The organism is Limibacter armeniacum, from assembly GCF_036880985.1.
Lineage (GTDB): Bacteria > Bacteroidota > Bacteroidia > Cytophagales > Flammeovirgaceae > Limibacter > Limibacter armeniacum.
The window spans coordinates 1,869,350-1,888,912 of the sequence record NZ_JBAJNO010000008.1 but is presented as its reverse complement, the minus strand read 5'-3'; the positions used below and the strand labels follow the sequence as shown (position 1 = coordinate 1,888,912).

Annotated in this window: 15 protein-coding genes; 8 read left to right on the top strand and 7 right to left on the bottom strand. The window is 39.6% G+C overall.

The genetic code is table 11. The features are described from left to right. Window positions 1-4 precede the first annotated feature (4 nt). Window positions 5-832, bottom strand: coding sequence for a DUF1707 SHOCT-like domain-containing protein (locus V6R21_RS13810; RefSeq protein WP_334244209.1), 828 nt, complete (start codon window positions 830-832; stop codon window positions 5-7). Between the two features lie 167 nt (window positions 833-999). Next, window positions 1,000-2,409 (bottom strand): RtcB family protein, encoded by a 1,410-nt coding sequence (locus V6R21_RS13805; RefSeq protein ID WP_334244208.1) that lies wholly within the window; start codon window positions 2,407-2,409, stop codon window positions 1,000-1,002. A 494-nt stretch (window positions 2,410-2,903) separates the two neighbouring features. Between V6R21_RS13805 and V6R21_RS13800 the strand changes: the two genes are divergently transcribed. The 4 genes from V6R21_RS13800 (at window position 2,904) to V6R21_RS13785 (ending at window position 10,294) form a co-directional block, all read left to right on the top strand. Continuing rightward, window positions 2,904-4,154, top strand: coding sequence for a uracil-xanthine permease family protein (locus V6R21_RS13800; protein ID WP_334244207.1), 1,251 nt, complete (start codon window positions 2,904-2,906; stop codon window positions 4,152-4,154). Window positions 4,155-4,191: 37 nt separating this feature from the next. After that, window positions 4,192-4,983, top strand: a complete 792-nt coding sequence (locus V6R21_RS13795; protein ID WP_334244205.1) for a hypothetical protein — start codon at window positions 4,192-4,194, stop codon at window positions 4,981-4,983. Between the two features lie 108 nt (window positions 4,984-5,091). After that, complete coding sequence (locus V6R21_RS13790) at window positions 5,092-6,405, top strand: NCS2 family permease (RefSeq protein ID WP_334244204.1); 1,314 nt, start codon at window positions 5,092-5,094, stop codon at window positions 6,403-6,405. A 307-nt stretch (window positions 6,406-6,712) separates the two neighbouring features. After that, window positions 6,713-10,294: a SpoIIE family protein phosphatase gene (locus tag V6R21_RS13785; protein ID WP_334244203.1), complete on the top strand. Its 3,582-nt coding sequence runs from the start codon at window positions 6,713-6,715 to the stop codon at window positions 10,292-10,294. A gap of 5 nt (window positions 10,295-10,299) precedes the next feature. Here the strand turns inward: V6R21_RS13785 and V6R21_RS13780 are convergent, their stop codons facing one another. Next, entirely contained in the window at window positions 10,300-10,554 is a 255-nt protein-coding gene (locus V6R21_RS13780) for a hypothetical protein (RefSeq protein ID WP_334244202.1), read from the bottom strand. Window positions 10,555-11,019: 465 nt separating this feature from the next. Between V6R21_RS13780 and V6R21_RS13775 the strand changes: the two genes are divergently transcribed. Continuing rightward, window positions 11,020-11,301: a hypothetical protein gene (locus V6R21_RS13775; protein ID WP_334244201.1), complete on the top strand. Its 282-nt coding sequence runs from the start codon at window positions 11,020-11,022 to the stop codon at window positions 11,299-11,301. Window positions 11,302-11,373: 72 nt separating this feature from the next. Here V6R21_RS13775 and V6R21_RS13770 read toward each other — a convergent pair whose 3' ends face one another. Next, complete coding sequence (locus V6R21_RS13770) at window positions 11,374-13,728, bottom strand: TonB-dependent receptor (protein WP_334244200.1); 2,355 nt, start codon at window positions 13,726-13,728, stop codon at window positions 11,374-11,376. 633 nt (window positions 13,729-14,361) lie between these two features. Between V6R21_RS13770 and V6R21_RS13765 the strand changes: the two genes are divergently transcribed. Then, window positions 14,362-15,621, top strand: coding sequence for an asparagine synthetase B (locus V6R21_RS13765; RefSeq protein ID WP_334244199.1), 1,260 nt, complete (start codon window positions 14,362-14,364; stop codon window positions 15,619-15,621). A gap of 53 nt (window positions 15,622-15,674) precedes the next feature. On the opposite strand, the gene V6R21_RS13760 is transcribed toward V6R21_RS13765, so the two are convergent. Beyond that, the gene (locus V6R21_RS13760; RefSeq protein WP_334244198.1) at window positions 15,675-16,220 is read right to left on the bottom strand and encodes an inorganic diphosphatase; all 546 of its coding nucleotides are present in this window, start codon (window positions 16,218-16,220) and stop codon (window positions 15,675-15,677) included. A 303-nt stretch (window positions 16,221-16,523) separates the two neighbouring features. Between V6R21_RS13760 and V6R21_RS13755 the strand changes: the two genes are divergently transcribed. Both V6R21_RS13755 and ctlX read left to right on the top strand, forming a co-directional pair. Next, the gene (locus V6R21_RS13755; RefSeq protein WP_334244197.1) at window positions 16,524-16,916 is read left to right on the top strand and encodes a methylglyoxal synthase; all 393 of its coding nucleotides are present in this window, start codon (window positions 16,524-16,526) and stop codon (window positions 16,914-16,916) included. A 287-nt stretch (window positions 16,917-17,203) separates the two neighbouring features. Continuing rightward, the gene (gene ctlX / locus V6R21_RS13750; protein ID WP_334244196.1) at window positions 17,204-18,109 is read left to right on the top strand and encodes a citrulline utilization hydrolase CtlX; all 906 of its coding nucleotides are present in this window, start codon (window positions 17,204-17,206) and stop codon (window positions 18,107-18,109) included. Between the two features lie 86 nt (window positions 18,110-18,195). Here the strand turns inward: ctlX and V6R21_RS13745 are convergent, their stop codons facing one another. Next, window positions 18,196-18,786 (bottom strand): glutathione peroxidase, encoded by a 591-nt coding sequence (locus tag V6R21_RS13745; protein WP_334244195.1) that lies wholly within the window; start codon window positions 18,784-18,786, stop codon window positions 18,196-18,198. Between the two features lie 135 nt (window positions 18,787-18,921). Then, window positions 18,922-19,464 carry a hypothetical protein gene (locus V6R21_RS13740; RefSeq protein ID WP_334244194.1) on the bottom strand — a complete coding sequence of 181 codons (543 nt, stop codon included), beginning with the start codon at window positions 19,462-19,464 and terminating at the stop codon, window positions 18,922-18,924. Window positions 19,465-19,563: the final 99 nt, after the last annotated feature.

The window sequence follows — 19,563 nt, the reverse complement described above, 5'->3', positions numbered from 1 at the left end:
ATGATCATTTCCGTCTAAAATCCCGTAGGTTAAATGGGTCATTTTCAAAAAAATCATGACCATTTTGATCTGCATTCTCTCCTGTTACAAAATATAGTATATCTACATTCCCAATCAGGCTAAAACCTCTAAGCTTTAATTCAAAGTCGCAATAAAAGTGGTTATCAGTTGCTTCCTCATCGCTTACGGGAAGTTTCATTCCATGATGACGCTTGAACCATTTCATTCCCTTTTTTATTACACTCCGATTGATGTTACCGATTAGGTGAAGCATTTTGTTTTTAATCCTAACACCTTCAGGCAACAGAAGCGTTACATTCCCTATAAGAGACTTTAATTCCAGCTCAATGAGTCTACCTTGAAAATTGTAATTTCTAAGGTCAATGACAGTGTTTCCAAGAATGCATGAGATATAAACATCTTTCAGTTTATTTTCAGCTGCTACATTCTTCAAATTAACGTTGTTCTCGCCAAGTACTGTAATCACATTCAAAGGTCCTGCGTCCATTGACTGCCCATCCACATACTGATTACCCAATAATGAGAAATGTGTATTCGGTGCCGAAAACAGGTTTACCTCCTTTCTCTTTACACCTCTATAAGATGTGGTCTGCTTTGGTTCATATTGCTCCTGAAAAGGGAAAAAACGATCCCTTTGAGGGAAATCGTAAATGACCTCTCTCAACTCCTCAATACTTTTGGACTCATATGCCATGGAAAGCCGTTTTTCATATTCAGCTTCATCCAAATTGTTGGATGCATATGCCTCCTGTAACAGAGAAATTACTTCTTCCTTTTTGCGGGGAAGACCATAAACCGTTTTTTCAGCCATGAATTGAAAATGGAGTTTGAATGCTAAACAAAAAGTTATTCGGCGCGCAATTTAAAATTATTGAATAAGATTTCACCATATTCTCCTATACAAATCATTCAAATTGAACAAATTCGATATTACAGCAGGTAGGATATATCTCCTACCTGCTGATTTTGATACTTTACTTATCTATCATCGTCACTCATTCGGACGATTTTAGGTTTGAAAGTCCCTATCACATCCACAAGATCTGTCTGTGCCCTCATTACCGTTCGGATATCCTTATAGGCTTGAGGAGCTTCATCCAGTCCACTTCCAATCAAAGTGATTCCATGCTCATCCAACAACTTGTTAACTTCAGACTGTGAGATGGTATTTTTAGCCATGGTTCTTGAAAGTAACCTACCTGCTCCATGAGATGCAGAATTCAAGGATGCTGCATTACCTCTTCCCCTAACAATAAACCCTGCCTGCGTCATAGATCCAGGTATTACGCCCAATTCTCCTTTCTTGGCGGGTGTTGCTCCTTTACGGTGTACAATGACTTCTCTGCCGTCTGCCAGTTGCTCTTTCCAAGCGAAGTTGTGATGGTTTTCAACTTTGAAAAGCGGCTTCTCACCCAACTTCTTCCCGATCCTGTAATGTATCTGATGGTGACACGCTGAAGCATAATCCCCTGCCAGGTTCATCGCCAACCAGTATTCTTGACCCGCTTCAGTATTTAGGTCAAGCCATGCCAAATGCTTTGCTTCACCAGGTAAATGGCAAGCATCCATTGCGATTCGGGTATAATGCTGTGCGATATAAGCACCTAGTCCTCTTGAGCCTGAATGGGACAGAACTGCCAAGTACTTACCGACTGGTACTCCAAATTCATTTTCGGGATCCAAGATCTCGGTAATGCCAAATTCCACAAAGTGATTTCCTCCGCCAGAAGACCCAATTTGACAATATGCCTTGTCTTTCAGTGAGCGAACGATTCCTATTTCTTGAAACTCTTTCCGCTCAAGAACCTCATGGTCAAGTGGCAACTCAAATTCAGACTTACCAAAACGGGTATTTTCTAGCAGTATATTTCGCAGCTTGCCTCTTTGCCCTTCCAGAATTGAAGCGTCCATCGGATATACTGATAAGCACATTCTGCATCCAATATCCACTCCGACGCCATAAGGAATTACTGCATTTTCAGTAGCCAATACACCACCGATAGGCAATCCATAACCCTGATGGGCATCGGGCATCAGGGCACCTTCAGCGGTGATAGGCAATTTCATGGCAGCATTCATTTGGCGAAGTGCGCCATCCTGAATGTTTTCCTTTCCGAATATGTGACAAGGCAATTCCCTATCCTCCAGTTCGTACTCAACTCCTTTGTCTGTTTTGCCTTCCATTGCCTCCACTACCCTTCTAAAGTCAGGATCGTATCTAAAATCTTCCCGATTATCTATCAGGGCTTGAAGCATGGAAAGTTTCTCTTCTTTATCGTGTTTTTTAAATCTTTTAGATTGAAATATTTCAAGTATGATTGTACTTACTCTTCCTTTTGGGAAACCAAGCTTCTCAAGCTCCTTTCCTCTTAGTTTATTCGTTGCCATATATATAGCTTGTTGTTCTAATTCAATTCTTTTATGGGTTTTGCTTGTATTGCCTTTCGCAAACATGCAAATACAAAAAGCCCTCACCTGCCTGTAGCAGATGAGGGCTTTTTGCATTGAAAGGTATATTTCTATACGCGTTCAGACAAACAATATCACCACCGCTGCACAGCAGGCAGGCACTGCTCAAAAAGAGCGTAGCCATTCAGTCGGATATATAAATTTGTCTTCAGCATCTTAGTATCAATTTTAAGGTATAACAACGAATTTCTGTGATAAGCGATTCAATTATGAATTGCATTATTACAAGGTAAAACTAAATGTAAATTGCTTTAAATACTAATTCTTGATACACAATATTTAAAAAGTACAACAAACACTTAATTTATTAATATAATTTAATAATTGTTACCACATTTGTTCTAGATTTCTTAATAATACATTGACCTTCTACTTTTGCAGCCGAAACATCATCCACACAAATCCATATTACATTGACCAATACTAAAAACAATCTTTTAAAGGATACCGTTCTAGGTACCCAGTTTTTGTTTGTAGCGTTTGGCGCAACGGTACTCGTTCCTCTACTGATAGGTATTGATCCGGCTGTAGCCCTGTTCACAGCTGGCGTAGGTACATTAATATTTCACCTGATCACAAAAGGCAAAGTACCTGTTTTCATCGGTAGCAGTTTTGCATTTATCACGCCCATAGTAGAGTGTACCAAGCTTTATGGATATGGAGGAACGCTTTCAGGGCTAATCGCTGTCGGGTTGGTCTATACCATTTCTTCAGCTATTGTAAAGGGCTATGGACAAAAGGTCATAGAAAAATTCTTCCCTTCCGTTGTAGTTGGACCTGTTATTATGGTCATCGGCCTATCGCTGGCTCCCGTTGCCATTGACATGGCCAAATCCAACTGGATAGTTGCCATTGCATCACTTGCTACAGCGATTATAGCTGTCATCTATGGCAAAGGGATGCTCAAACTGATTCCTATTTTCACCGGTATTATTGTTGGTTACCTAACGGCATTCGCATTAGGTATTGTAGACTTATCTCCCCTCAAGGATGCTCAGTGGTTTTCTTTTCCCGCTCTTGCAACCCCTGAGTTTAATTACCATGCTATACTTTATATGATCCCAGTGGCATTTGCTCCCTTGATTGAGCATATCGGAGATATGTATGCCATCAGTGCCGTGGCCAAAAAAGACTTTGTTAAAAACCCAGGACTTCATCGTACCATGTTAGGTGATGGAATTGCTACAGCATTCGCTGGACTACTGGGTGGACCACCTAACACGACATACTCAGAAGTTACGGGAGCCATCTCCCTTACCAAAATCACGAATCCTCGCATCCTTAGGATTTCAGCCATTGTTGCCATTCTATTCTCATTGATTGGTAAAGTAAGTGGCTTACTGAAAACTATCCCCCCATCTGTTTTGGGAGGAATTATGATCCTGTTATTTGGTATGATTACCAGTGTAGGTATCAAAACATTGGTAGAGTCTCACACGGACTTCAACAAGACTCGTAATCAGGTTATTATTTCTGTAATCCTAACTATTGGCATTGGTGGAGCAGCCATCAGTCTTGGCAACTTCTCACTGTCAGGAATCGGGTTGGCTTCATTGGTAGGTATCCTACTCAACCTGATTTTACCGAAAGACTCAGAACCACTACCAGAAAAAGAAGAACTGGAAAGAATTGATGCCCTCGAAGAAGAAGGCATTGCACAATAAATCTAACAAGCGATCACAAACACACTTTTAAAAACTTATGAAAAAAGTTTTAACTACTCTCTTTCTAATGGTACTGTTGGTTGTCGGCAGTAAATCAATTGCACAGAACTGGAATTCCACTTTTGTACAAGCTTACTACGGTACTCAGTATGATGATGACAAGATCCTGAACAATCCTGTTGATGGAAAGATGACGACTGTTACGTTACAACATGCCAGCTCGTGGAAATACGGTGGTAACTTCTTCTTCATCAATTACTACATGGCGCCAAATGGATTTATGGGCTTTGATTCTGAAGGCAACTTGGTTGAAACTTCAAACAAAAATAGGCTATACTCTGAATGGTCTCCATACCTAAGCCTTTCAAAAGTTTTAGGACAAGAAGTAAGCTTTGGTCCTGTTGCTGATGTGTCATTGGAAGGTAGCCTTAACATCGGTAATGACTTCAGAGCAGGTCTTGCCGGTATTGGTTTTACATTCAAAGCGCCACAGGGGACATTCCTTAAACTGATTGGCTATTATAGAAACGACAACTTCTATGAGGCTACTACACAGATTACAGGTGCTTGGGATATTCCAATCTGGAAAAGAGCAGGAATCAGATTTGAAGGATTCATTGATGTGATTCCGCAGGAAACAAGTGATTTCGGAGTGGACTATGGTACAGATGTACTTTCACAAGCTCGTCTGCTAGTTGATATTGGGCGTCACTTTGTCTTCAAAGAAGACAACGCAAACAAACTCGAACTGGGAATTGACTGGTACAACCACTTCAACAAGATTACAGAAACAAGTGTACCACAGGTTGCTGTACGTTGGACTTGGTAACAAATCATAACCATTGAGATGAAAAGTATTGCTAGTTGGTTTTCCAATAGTGATACTTTTTCTCATTTTAAGACAAACATTTCATAAATACAGATAGCTTTATATTCAATGCAGAAACTAAGTAAGTTTTTTGGTATAAACGGCAGAGACATTACTGTTAAGAAGGAAGTAATGGGAGGATTAACAACCTTCCTGACGATGGCCTATATCATCTTTGTAAACCCTTCCATTCTTGGTGATGCAGGCATGGACAAAGGTGCCCTGTTTACAGTAACCTGTGTTGCATCTTTTGTCGGAACAATGATCGCTGCCCTTTGGCCTAGAGTACCTTTTGCCATGGCACCCGGTATGGGACTGAACGCCTTTTTTACTTATACACTTGTAATTGGAATGAACATTAAGTGGGAAACTGCTTTGGGTATCGTATTCCTATCAGGTGCTGTATTTGTCGTGTTGACATTGATTGGAATCCGTGAGAAAATCGTAAAAGCAATTCCCGTCTCACTAAGAATTGCCACCTCTGCGGGTATTGGTCTTTTCATCAGCTTTATTGGGTTCAAAAACATGGGACTGATCGTGGACAACCCTGCCACTTTGGTAGGTATGGGCCATATCACCACTCCAATGGTTATTGCATTGGCTGGATTAGCGTTAATCGCTGTTCTTGAATACAAACGCGTTACAGGCTCTATCCTAATTGGTATCATTGCCATGACGGTAGCAGGTATTGCAATGGGTGAAGTACAAATGCCTGAAGCATTTATTTCAGCACCTCCATCTATGGAGCCAATTGCCTTCAAACTGGACATTATGAGTGCCTTGAATATTGCTTTTGTGGCACCTATTTTCTCCTTTATGTTTGTTGACCTGTTTGACTCATTGGGTACTATTATGGCGTGTGCACATGAGGCTAAGATGACAGACAGACAAGGCAATATTCCGAAAGTGGGTAAAATCTTGGAAGCAGATTCTATCGCGACCCTGATTGGATCACTGCTGGGAACAAGTACAACTACTACTTATATTGAATCAGCATCTGGTATTGCAGAAGGAGCACGTACAGGTTTCGCATCTGTGGTAACTGCCTCCCTTTTTGCCATAGCACTGCTATTCTCTCCACTGGTTGGTGTCGTACCTGCATTTGCTACAGCACCTGCCTTGGTGATTGTTGGTGTATATATGATCAAAAACATCAAGATGATCGAATTCAACAACTTCGTTGAAGGTGTTCCCGCATTTCTTACTATCGTTCTGATGCCACTTACATACAGTATCAGTACTGGTCTGACTTTCGGATTTTTATCTTATGTGATCCTTTCGTTAGCCACAGGTAATATTCGACAGGTAAGCCCAATGATGTGGATAATCGGTGCGGTTTCTGCCGTAAACCTTTATGTTACAGCTACTGGAGGTGGTGCCTGATTGATTTAGCAATCTTTTATTGCACCGTCAGAAAATATAATCATAACGTCATCCACATGATGACAAATGTAAAACTCACCAAAGGATATCTCTTTGGTGAGTTTTTTTTGTACTCAATCAATACCTAACACTTTACTTGACCTTCTCTCTTCTACTTTTCCGGCTCATTTATTACAACTGTCTAAATCCTATCCCATTTATTAATAATTTCAAAAGAACCATCACTCCCCTTCAATACGAGCTAAAATCAATCATAATAAAGTCGACAGATGTAATGACTACTTCTACCTTGATGACTCATTTCACCATGCAAAGCTACCTTTTAAAGAGAATAGTTCTTTTCATATTCACCCAACTAATTCTCTTATCAATTGCACAGGCACAGGATAACCGTAAACTCCATGAGCATGCATGGGAGAGTTTTGAAGAAAAAAACTACACACAAGCCGCCTACGATTATGAGCTTTTGCTAAAAGACACTCCAAACGATTTGGATATCCAACTCTATTTGGCGATCTGTTACCTGAAGACATTCAGATCTGAAAAAGCCCTATCACTTTTAGACCAACTGAACAACACACCAAAATCAGCAAACCGTGATTACTATTTTTACTTGGCAGAAGCTCATTACCAGTTAGAGAAATTCAACAAGGCACTGAAGTTAACGACCTTAAGTAAGGTCTATCCACAAGGGAATGAAAACATCGATGAACTGGAAAGCAAGATTAAGAGAAGCATCGAGGCCTATCGTATGCCCGTACCTGTCATGGTTAGGAATTTAGGGCAGATCAACTCCCCCAACAACGAACACAGTATTATCCTAACAAAGGATCATCAAACCATCATGTTCACTTGCCAACTCCCTAACAATCAATCTAACTTGGAAGAGTGTATTTATAAGGCAAAGATGAACCATAAAGGCAATTGGCTTACTCCAACGAAAGTAGACAAAATGAACCTGACCGGAAATGCCGCCACTGTTCAACTCTATGCTAATGATACAAAAGCCATTGTTTACTTGGAAGGAGACCTTTACACATCAGAATTAGTCAACGGGCAATGGACACCCCCCTCGCCACTAAAACAGATCAACTCCAAAAAGCAAGAGGCTCACTGCTTTGTTTCTGAAGATGAAAGAACCATCATTTTTTCCTCAAGAGGATTTATGGGGGAAGGTAAAATGGAGACAAGCGATATGAACCTTTTTCAAATAAAGAAAGATCCATATACCGAACGATGGGGACCTGTTACACCTCTTTCTGAATTGAATACTTCTAAAAATGAAGATGCACCATTTATAGCTGAAGACGGAACCCTTTATTTCAGTTCAGAAGGTCATGGGGCAATTGGTGGTTACGATATTTTTAAGTCAGTTTACAACAAATCAACAGGCAAATGGAGTAAGCCACAACATTTGGGGTACCCAATCAATTCTGTTGCCGACGACATCTATTTCAGTACGTATGGTAAAATCGCCTACTTCTCATCTTCTAGAAAGGGTGGAAAAGGAATGTTGGATATCTATCGTGTTTTCTTGTTTGACAAGGTTAAAGTATCAGGAGTCGTAGTAAATAAGGAGCAGGAACCACAAAGCAACACCAAAGTCCGAATGACACACCTAGGGGAGTTCTATGAATCTTACACCAATAATGATGGAAGGTTTGAATTACTCGTTCCAGCTGAAGGGAATTATTACTTGACAGTTGCTCAAGATGACAACATCTACATAGAGGGGAACCAACACCTTGAGTTATCACTACGCAACACATCTGAAGAACAGAAAAATGATTTCACCATTGGCCTTGACACTTCTAGAAGAACCGCTCCTCCCCAATCTCCCATCAATGTCAATATATTGAATGATGCTGCCTACAACCCTTTACTCGGCAAACATCAGGGTATTCCAAAACCAAAATCACTTCAAAACAATATATCGGAGATTGAAGGACTAGTATTCAATGACAATGGCTACCCTATTCCTTCTTTAAGTTTCCTGATAGATGGACAAACCTATACCTCTGATGAGAAAGGCAATTTTAAGTTTAAAGTAAAAAAGGCATTACCCCAAAAGATCCAACTACTCAAAAAAGAGCTTACAGTCAGTACATGGTCCATTATTGACCAAAGGCTTCAAATCAGTATTAGACCCAAAAGCTTGCAACACCTTATAGGACATATTGCAGATCTTGGTAACGCTCCTATTCCATTAACCAAAGTCTTGATTGTAGACAGGCAAGGTGTTTTCTACGAAACCGTAAGTGATAAGGATGGAAACTTCAGTATAGGGTTTGATGAGGCAGTTGGTATTGACAACAATCTGAAAATACTGATTGACGGCTACCTGTTAGAGAATATTTCATTTACCCAAAAAGATAAAAGTGAGGTATTTGTCAATATCATTGCAACTCCTAAAGAAACCTATCAGTACCTAACTGGCATTGTCAGAAATGAGGATGGTTGGCCTGTACATGATGCATTTGTCAAGGTACAGGAAAAGTACTACAAGACTGATAATTATGGTGCTTTCAAGGCAAAAGTAGATAAGGACTTTAATCCTGAGTACGCCATTGAAGTCCACAATAGTAAAGTTATCTTCTCCAATTTTGATCCCTACAGGAATCAGGTTAACCTGACAATCAAAAAATATGATACTGAAGATGAAGAGTCAATTGTGGTTATTCAAGAACTGGCAGAAAAAAGACAGGCAAGCTTTGAGTTACTAGAACAGCATGCTCTTTCACTCAAGGAAAAAATTAAAAACAACAATACGCTGTGGGACGAAAAACAACTTGAAGAAGCCAAAACAGAGCTGTCCATATTGAAAGGTTTATTGGCATCCAGCCAGGCTGAAGCTAAAGATGCGACCAACAGTTGGATGGGAATCGTGGAAGAGCTTGAAAAAAGCATCATCGATCGGGAGTACCAAATGCGACAGGTTGTTGCGGAAAAAGAAAAAGAACGCTCAGTATTTATCAAGCAACTTCAAACCTACCTCGGTTTTTTGGTTGGACTTGTGCTAACAGTCATTATTCTTTGGTTGCTTCTCAGTAATGTCAAAAAACAAAAGAAAGAAATTGAAAAGGTAAAGAATGAGCTTGACGATGCGCTAATGACGATCAACCACCAGCATATGAACATCAGGGACAGTATCCGATATGCCCAAACCATGCAAAAAGCAATTATGGTGACACCGGACCTGATGAAAAAATACTTTGAAGACCATTTTATCTTTTACAAGCCAAAGGATATTGTTTCGGGTGACTTTTATTGGATGTATGCTACGCAAGAAGCACATCAGCCTGTTGCATATTTAGCCGTTGCGGACTGTACAGGTCACGGTGTTCCCGGTGCTATGCTTTCCATGATTGGCAGTTCAGAAATTCAATCCATCGTTAAAAGGGGTATTACTGCACCTAATGCAATACTGGAAGAGCTAAACAGTAAAATACTCTATATGTTTAGGCATGAGACAAGCATCACAGATGGGATGGATATTGCAATATGTAAAATAGAGATGTCACCCGAAGGTTCAGTACTACACTTTTCTGGGGCTAAAAATGGTCTTTATATCATTTCAGAAGGAAAATGTCATTACCATAAAGGCAGCAGAAAACGGATTGGGGGACTTCAGAATAAAAAACACAGGTTTGAGGCGGAAGAAATCAAGCTCAAAAAAGGTGACTGGCTTATTCTGTCAACTGACGGATTCTATGATCAACAGAATAAGGAAAGTTTGAAGTTTGGAAGAAAAAGGTTTGAAAACCTGATCACACAACTTCACCAAAATAACGCTGCATCTTTTAAAGACACATTAGAGCAGGAGCTATCCAATCATCAAAAAGAAATACCACAGAGAGATGACATCACAATTGTTGGGTTCAAGTGCTGATACCTTTAACCCATCAATTGATCCAGGTCAACCAAATCACAATATTTAAGCAGTTCATCAGATTCCAAAACGTTACACCCTAATGAAAAAGGGGATTCTTCCAGACGTTGTCTAAGTTCTATAAAAGCATCGTCGTAGAAATACAGAAAATGTCTTATACCGCTGATGTCCAACTGGGCAATATAGTCTGCAAAATGCCTCAGCACTTCGATCTTGTTCGACAGGGACAACTTTTCAAAGTAATGGGCTTCTTTATTCATGGCTAACCAATTTAGCTATCAATCATGAAATTGTATTAATTGTATATAGTCTCTTCAGGTTTGTCTACGTATTACACGGACTATTTAGTCGAGAAATTAAAGAAAAAAAGAGCATTCCCTAAGAAAAACTTTCTTTTTAACGTCACCATTTCTCCGTTATTCAAAAATATCAATTGACTGAATCAATCACTTGAAACAATTTTTTTCGTAAAAATTTATGGACATTTTCAATCATGTGTTTCATAATTATTCTAATTATATATATTTAATCTCCGAAGGGAACTTGCAAGACAGTGTTGGCATTTAAATAAAGTGAACAACTTATACACAGTTTTGCATTAAACCGTTATTTCAGTATTCTTTATTTACTTATTTATTTATCTGACAATATTCAGTTTTTCACCTTCAATCAGTCTAATTGACACTTTAAAAATGGAGAAGAAAAGAATCGTTAAAGATTATCACATGCTTCCTGACGAGATTATTGGGAGGCTGAAACTAGAGTATCCTAGTGGATTTGCAACGAATCTGATAAGCTATACTTCTAAGGAGGGGACAAAAGTGTCTGCGCTTCCCTTTGAGACGGATGAAGTATACTACTTGATTCGCATGACGCAAGAAAAAGCTCAACAGATCATCGACGATGACGATGATTATGATGAGGATGGAAACCTTCGCGATGATTTCTCAATGGAGGATGAAGATGAGTTTATGGAAGAGGAAGACGAGGATGAAGATCAGGATTGACCCTTTTGGAATATCATGATAACCTACCATACAAAAAAAGAGGCTTACCAAATTGGTAAGCCTCTTTTCGTATCACAACCAATATTTGAATGTGATAATAAAGTTCCTTCCTTGTTCAGGCAAATTCAAAATCCTGTATCGACTAAGGTGCTTCATATACTGAGTGTCTGCAAGGTTATCCACTCTAAACAAAAGTGACCCCATTGATTTTCCTGCTTCAAAGTTGAATCCTGCACTCAGGTTTAACAACTGGTAGCCCGGAGTCTTTGCTTCATTCAGATCTACCCTGCTCTGCTCTGCTGTAATCCTATATTCAGTACTTAGGAATGGGGCCTTTAGCCAAGCAACATCCCTAAATGTGTACTCCAATTCTGTCAAGTTAGAGAATGGAGGGGTAAATGGAAACGGCAGTTTGGTATCCATATTATAATTGTAAACATACTCGGATGCGTTATGGAATTTTAGTTGAGGCAATATGTTATAGGTCACAACTGCTTCGAACCCTGCATGCATGCCTTCTGCCTCTGAATGTTGGTAAACCTGACCTGCATCTGGCAAGTTGGAAAATTCAAGACCCGGTTTCAGGTAAATATAGTTCTCGTAGTAATTGAAAAATGGTGTTACCATTACATTCAACTTAGGTGCCTGATAATTGACTGACAGGTCAAATTGGTATCCTTTCTCAGGGCTCAGGTTCATGTCCCCTCTCTCATGCCGGAAAGTACCATGATGCACACCATTAATACTCAACTCAGGTACAGTTGGTATTCTAAAGGTTCTTGCCCCATTCAGTTTCACATCCCAATGGTCCGACACACTCCAGTTGACTCCCAAGGCACCTGAAAATGCTCCAAAGTCCCTATCAAACTTACGTACTCTCCACCAAGGCTCACCATTGTCCAAAATCACTGTTTCAAGATAATCCTCCTTTACCTCAATATTGGCAAAGTCATACCTTACACCACCTGTCAGTTTCAGGTCTTCTGCAATATCATATCCCGTAAAGTAAAATATACCTCCAGTAAGCTGTTCATATTTTGGAAGTAAAAAACCAAACCCATTTCTATCCTGCTGTTGGTGCTCAAACGTCACCCCAACTGTATGGTGCCACTTCTTTTCCTTATTGAAAGCATATCTAACATCTGATGTAATCGTCTGCAAGATAAGTCCATGCTCTGTAAAGCCGTTTTCATCCAGCTTCCTACCATGCATTCTAGGATCAGACTCTTCTTTTCGGTCATTTTCCTGAAATGCCAGATTTATATTAAGGTCTGAATTTTGACTAAAAGGTAAAGTGGCGTGCAATCTTGCTTTAAAATGGTTAACATGTTGGCTTGGCACCGATGGCTTTCTGTCATTCTCAAAACTATCCAGCCAGTTTTGGGAAGGGATTCCCACAGCTCCTGGAAACAATCCTACAAGCTGGTTGAAATTACTAATCTCAGCGGCTACTTTACCCCATTTTTTCTCTACCCCAACAGTACCACTAAAGTTCTTTTCTTCACCTCCTGTATTGACTAATACACCATCATCCAACTTCCGAACCGTTTCGAGATAAGTAAAATCAGCGGAAGGCACCTTATAATTTCCATATTGCTGCCAAGTACCTCTTACTCTAGCAAACCAATCACCTGTGCGATACTCCCCCATCAATGAAGTACCAATTGCTTGATTGTTACTTCTATAAAATGAGGTAAGACTTGCTCCAAAACCTTCTTTTTCAGGTAGCGAAGGGTCCTTTACCCTAATTACACCACCCATACCTCCAGAGCCGTACATCAGTGACGCAGCACCTTTCACCACTTCCATGCTTTCAACACCCAATTGGTCAATAGCCAAACCGTGATCTGTTCCCCATTGTTGATCCTGCTGAACAATGCCACCGTCAATCACCAAGATTCGGGATAAACTCATCCCCCTGATTACAGGTTTACTGATACCTACCCCTGTACTGATGGAACTGATGCCTGCCTTTTTCTCCAAAGTTCCAGCCAAGGTGTTAGCCATATTTCTGGCAATAAAACGTTCATTTACCTGCTCTGCCATAAGGGCATCTTCTGCCAATGAATGTTCGTGTTCATCCTCAACAATTACCTGTTGTAACTGAAAACTAACTGGTTCGATCTGGTAATTTCTAACCAAATTCTTATTGATCGTAAAACCATCAATCTTGTCTTCATACCCGAGCAAATGAACATGAAGCACTATTTCTCCTGCCGGCACTCGTACAGAGTAATAGCCGTTCTGATCAGTACTACTGACCGACTCACTCCCCTTGATTACTATGACTGCTCCTGGCAAGGATTCAAGTGTTGTTTTATCCAACACCCTACCTGATACAGTAAAGTACTTCTGCTGCGCTTTTGCCTGAATGGCAAATAAGGTGAAAACTGCTAGTGTAATAGTGAGTATAAAACCTTTCTGCATTGTCGTCTAGTCAATCAGCAAATCAATTTTAGCTGAATAAATAATTTAGGCAGAGCCTTTAAAAATAATATTTAAATGAAATGCGAGCTTCAATAAGTACAAATGTAGTGTAATTGCAAACATGTCGCAAGTTCTAATCAAATTCTTATCTCGAGCCTGATTTTGTTTCAAAATGCCAAAACCTCCAACTGTCATGGATTGATATTAAAATGATACAAATTCAACTTTCAGCTAACGAGATAATCTAAAAAAAATGCAAAACTATATTGTGATGCAAATACATATCCTACACAAAATCAACTAAATTGAATACAAGGTCACCTGTTCTAAACCTCTCAATTAAACCTATATCATCAAGCAATACTCACATTGGACACAAAGCAGGTAAAATGTACCTAATCATGCGAATTGCATTATAATACATTAATTAACCGCACACTTTCCATCCAGTTTGTGTTGAATTATATACACCTAGATTAATCAGATTTCGCGGATCAAGTATTACAGGAGATTTGCTAGACATGCCAAATACTATTTTTTAGACAAATCCTATTCAGACAAAGTAACATTCAAAATCCCTGTCCAATACTGAACCCTATAACCACTGAAGTGCTTTAAATCAAATAGCCAACTATGAAACAATTATCCTTACTACTTTTCATGCTACTCTGCTGGCTTCAGCTTCAAGCTACTTATATCCTTGTCCCCATGGACAATACGCAAACCAACCACCTGAAAGCATATGGTGTTGCTTATTGGGTCTTGGAGAAAGGAGTTGAGGCAGAATGGCTACTTAATTACAGAGGAGGCAGCTTTTTATTCAAACATACACAGGATTTTGAAAATGAGCTTGTCGTTAGAGGCGTCGGCTATGAGGTCATTTCCGATGCACAAGCAGTCAGCATCAAGGAAGAAATCACAAGTCCTGAGGCAAATATGGATGTCATGAAATTGGAAGTTGCACCAAAAATTGCCGTCTACTCCCCTCCTTCCAAACAACCTTGGGATGATGCCGTAACATTGGTACTTACTTATGCTGAAATTCCTTATGACGTCATTTTCGATGATGAGGTGATGACCGAAAAGCTCCCTAAATATGACTGGCTTCACCTTCACCATGAAGACTTCACAGGTCAGTATGGAAAATTCTATGCAACATACGGCCGTGAAGAATGGTACAAGGAAGCACAACGACAGTTTGAAGCTTCTGCCAGAAGGCATGGCTTCCAGAAAGTATCCGAACTGAAAGCTGCAGTCGTTAAAAAAATCCGTGATTTCTGTGCAGGTGGCGGATTTCTCTTTGCCATGTGTTCCGCAACAGATACCTATGACATTGCACTGGCATCTGATGGCGTAGACATTTGTGACTATATGTATGATGGAGATCCACCAGACCCAAATGCACAACAGAAAGTAGACTTCACACAGACTTTTGCTTTCAAGGACTTTAAGCTCAAACTGGATCCATACCAGTATGAGTATTCAGATATTGACAACCAGTCTTATGAAAGGGGATTGAGAGAAGGCAATGACTTCTTCAAGCTATTCACCTTCTCAGCAAAATGGGATCCCGTTCCAACCATGCTGTCACAAAACCATACTAGAATAATTAAAGGGTTTATGGGACAGACCACAGCATTCAAGAAACCGCTAATCAAGAGTGATGTCATTATCATGGGTGAAACAAAAGAGGCAAATGAAGCCCGTTACATTCACGGAACTTTCGGCAATGGGACATGGACATTCTATGGAGGACACGATCCTGAAGATTACAGACATTTTGTTGGAGAAGAACCAACAGATTTGAACCTCCATCCAAATTCACCAGGTTACAGATTGATACTGAACAACATCCTTTTCCCTGCCGCCAAGAAGAAAAAGCAGAAAACCTAAGCAATAAAAAATGTCCTCTCAAACAGTTGAGAGGACATTTTTTATATCAGCATTTATTTCAAATCCTTAAACGCTTCCTGATAATCCGCGATTGCCTTATTCAAAATCCTGATGGCTTCCGGCTTTCCCAAAAAGTCTTCAACCCTCACTTCCTTTTTTTCAAGCTTCTTGTAGTCTTCAAAGAAACTCTTCAATTCTACCAAAAAGTGAGGTGGCAACTCATTGACGTCATTGATATGACTAACACTCATATCATTATTCGCCACAGCTATAATTTTATCATCAGCCTCTCCTCCGTCTATCATCTCCATTACACCAATCACTTTTGCTTCAATCAGGCAAAGTGGCTCAATTGCCATGGAGCATATCACGACTATATCCAGTGGGTCATGGTCTTCGCCCAAGGTTTGGGGAATAAAACCATAATTTGCCGGATAATACACTGAGGAATACAGCACCCTGTCCAGTTTCAGCATACCACTTGCCTTGTCAAGTTCATACTTGGCACGTGAGCCGGTAGGGATTTCAATGATTGCATTTACTTCGTTGGGGGCATTTTCACCTTTAGATACAGAATGCCAAGGATTAAACTGTGCCATAGTAAAATAGATTTGGGTTTGGTTTAAATTGGTAAGCCTCCTAAAAGTTAAGGAATTATATCACATAGGCTGATGACATAACTTCTTTTTCTAAATATGGCAATTGGATTTCGGTTTATAAATCCTGTGATAATAACCTTCAGCAATCGAAAATCACTTTTAATTTTTACAATAAGTCTTATTTTTACCTTCGTAAAATCCAATCTTCGATTTGGAAACAAACATTTACCCAAGCAGACTTTGATTCAGAAGGAATCATCAATGTTATAAACTGATCAATACTTTTTAAATAAAATAATACATATGAAAAAATTCAGAAAGATCGCCATGATTGCCCATGACGGCAGAAAAGCAGAAATGGTAGGTTTTTTCAAAGACCATATTGATGTACTTAAGCAAATGGAAATTGTTGCAACTGGTACAACAGGTAGCCACCTAATGAAAGCAGGACTTGATGTAGAATGCAAAGCTTCAGGTCCTAAAGGTGGTGATGCTCAGATTGCAGCCATGATCGTAGACGGAGAAATCGATGCAGTATTCTTTTTCCGTGACCCAATGGGCAAGCACCCACACGAACCAGATGTACAAATGCTGATGCGTCTTTGTGACCTGTATGATGTGCCTTTGGCAACAAACCTTTCAGGAGGGCACTTGCTGATTGCTGGGATTCAGCACGAACTTGAAAGACCTGCATAAACGGAATATTTCCCAATACAGATAAAGCCTGATGCTCAAAAAGCATCAGGCTTTTTTCTTGTATTAAGCATAAGATAGATTTACTTATTTACAATTTGTGTTTTACCAACATTATTCATCAGTTTAATTATCTTTGCTAAGAGATTATATTGGTAAAATTTTATATCAGCCTGTGCACACATCAAAAAGCCTTTGCGCTTTTCAGGCTTAGAAAGAAACCGTCCGGATAATTTGCTGGACACAAAAAAGTCCCAAGAGCATTTATGAACAATTCAACATCACACATCATGATGGTACGCCCGGCTGCATTCGGATTCAACACAGCCACTGCCATTGACAATGCATTTCAGAACAAGGAAGCGGCACAAAAAGACGCTGAAGGTATCAAGCAACGTGCCCAAGCCGAATTCGACTTCTTTGTTTCTCGCCTTAGAGAAGCAGGTGTTTATGTACACGTTATTGAGGATACAGCAACACCTGTAAAGCCGGATGCCATCTTCCCTAACAATTGGATTACCACTCATGAAGACGGTAAAGTTGTGCTTTACCCTATGAAAGCAGAAAACCGTCGCCTTGAAAGAAGAGAGGATATTGTGACAGCCCTTTCTAAAGAATTCAAGATTGCGGATACAATTAATGTAAGTGCATTTGAGCAACAAGGTAAATTCCTGGAAGGTACAGGCAGCATGATCTTCGATCGTGTTAACAAGATTTGTTATGCTTGTATTTCGCAACGTACTGAGCCACAACTTCTCAGTGAGATCAACAGTAAGCTCGGTTATGAAATCGTTAGCTTCACCTCAAAAGATGAAAATGGACAGGATATTTACCACACCAATGTTATGCTATCTGTAGCGACAGACTTTGCGATCATTTGTGGAGCTTCCATTCCTGATGCTAATGAGAAAAAAGTGGTATTGGATAAGCTATCCTCTACAGGCAAAGAAATCATTGATGTGACTTTTGAGCAAATGAGAGCACTTTGTTGCAACGTGCTTGAAGTAACCAATAAGCAAGGAGAAAAGCTCTTGACAATGTCTAAGCGAGCCTTTGATGCATTCTCTGATGATCAAAAAGCGGTCATTGAGAAAAGCTGTAGGATTGTCATGTCTCCTATTCCTGTAATTGAGGAAATTGGAGGTGGTGGTTCTCGCTGTATGATGGCTGAGATTTACCTGCCTGAAAACAAGTAGTATCTTTGATATAGAAAAAAGATAAAACCCCTGAATATGACTCAAGAGCATATTCAGGGGTTTTATGTTTGTAGGCAATTGAAAGCTTATTTCTTGATTGCCGAAATGATTTCATCCCCCATTGGTTCAACTTTGGAATTAAAGAAGTGAACCAGCTCACCATTTTCATTTACAAGGTACTTGCAGAAGTTCCAAGAAGGTGCTTCATCATTCCAACCATTCTTTTCCTTGCTTGACAACCATTGGTAAAGTTGGTGCTGGTCATCACCTTTCACTGAGATTTTCTCAAACATTGGGAAAGTAACCCCATAGTTCTTTTCACAGAAAGTGGCAATCTCTTCGTTAGAGCCAGGCTCTTGTCCCATAAAGTTGTTTGCAGGGAAGCCCAATACGACTACCTCATTGCCATACATCTCATGGAGTTTTTGAAGGTCTTTATACTGTGGTGTGTAACCACACTTTGAAGCCACATTGACTAGCAATACCTTTTTACCTTTAAATTGTTCAAAAGAAATATCCTGTGAACCATCCAAAGACTTCAGTGTAAAGTCATAGAATGGTGAAGCTTCTTTGGTTTCTGAGCTAGCAGTCTCAACAGCTTCAGGTCTGGACTTTTGTACTTTAGAACAAGCTGAAAAAAGCATCAGGGCTACAAAAAATGTAATAATAGTTCTCATTTTGATTCAGTTTTCAAATTTGAATTATTGTAGGTAACAGTCAGATGTAGACTATTGTTTTGCTAAACCTAAATTGCATTAAAAAAGCCAACCTTGATAGTTGACTTTTATATTTAATATCAAATAAATATAATTTTATGATAGCATCATAGAACGCTGAAATCCTTCTTCAGCCAATAAAGGCGTGCTCTCTATATTGCCGTTCAACCAATAGCCATCCGCATTGGTCAGTAAGAAAAACGTCCCTAGCAACAACAGGTAGTCCGCCTCTTCACTTTCTTTAAAAGTTACTTTAGGCAATCCCTCTTTCAATGAATCAGGCTGAAATTTCATAACTTCCAAACCCTGCTCATCAAAGAAAGTAAAGTCAGAAACAGGGATATTCCTGTACTGCCATGTAAACTGCCTCCCACTACTGCTTAGCAGCACCAAACCTGCGTCTTCCCAAAAGTTACTTCCCATAGAGATAGACATTTTTGTAGTCTCGCTTTCAAGTAGAAAAGTAGTCTTAGGGTACTGCAATTTCCTGAGTGTAAAGTATTGGTCATCGATTTTGGCAAATGCTTTTGACATATCACCTGCTTCCAAGAGTATTTGATACTGTTTTTTCAGGTTCAAGACAAAAGCCTCCCCATCACCGACCTCTTTCCATTGAGATACTTCGTTTAATTTGTTCATAATGGTTATATGTGTTAGTATGGTCCACTAGTTCCCTATACTTAAATATATAGAAAACAGCTGATTAGTGGTCTACAGTAAGTGTCATATTTACAACGT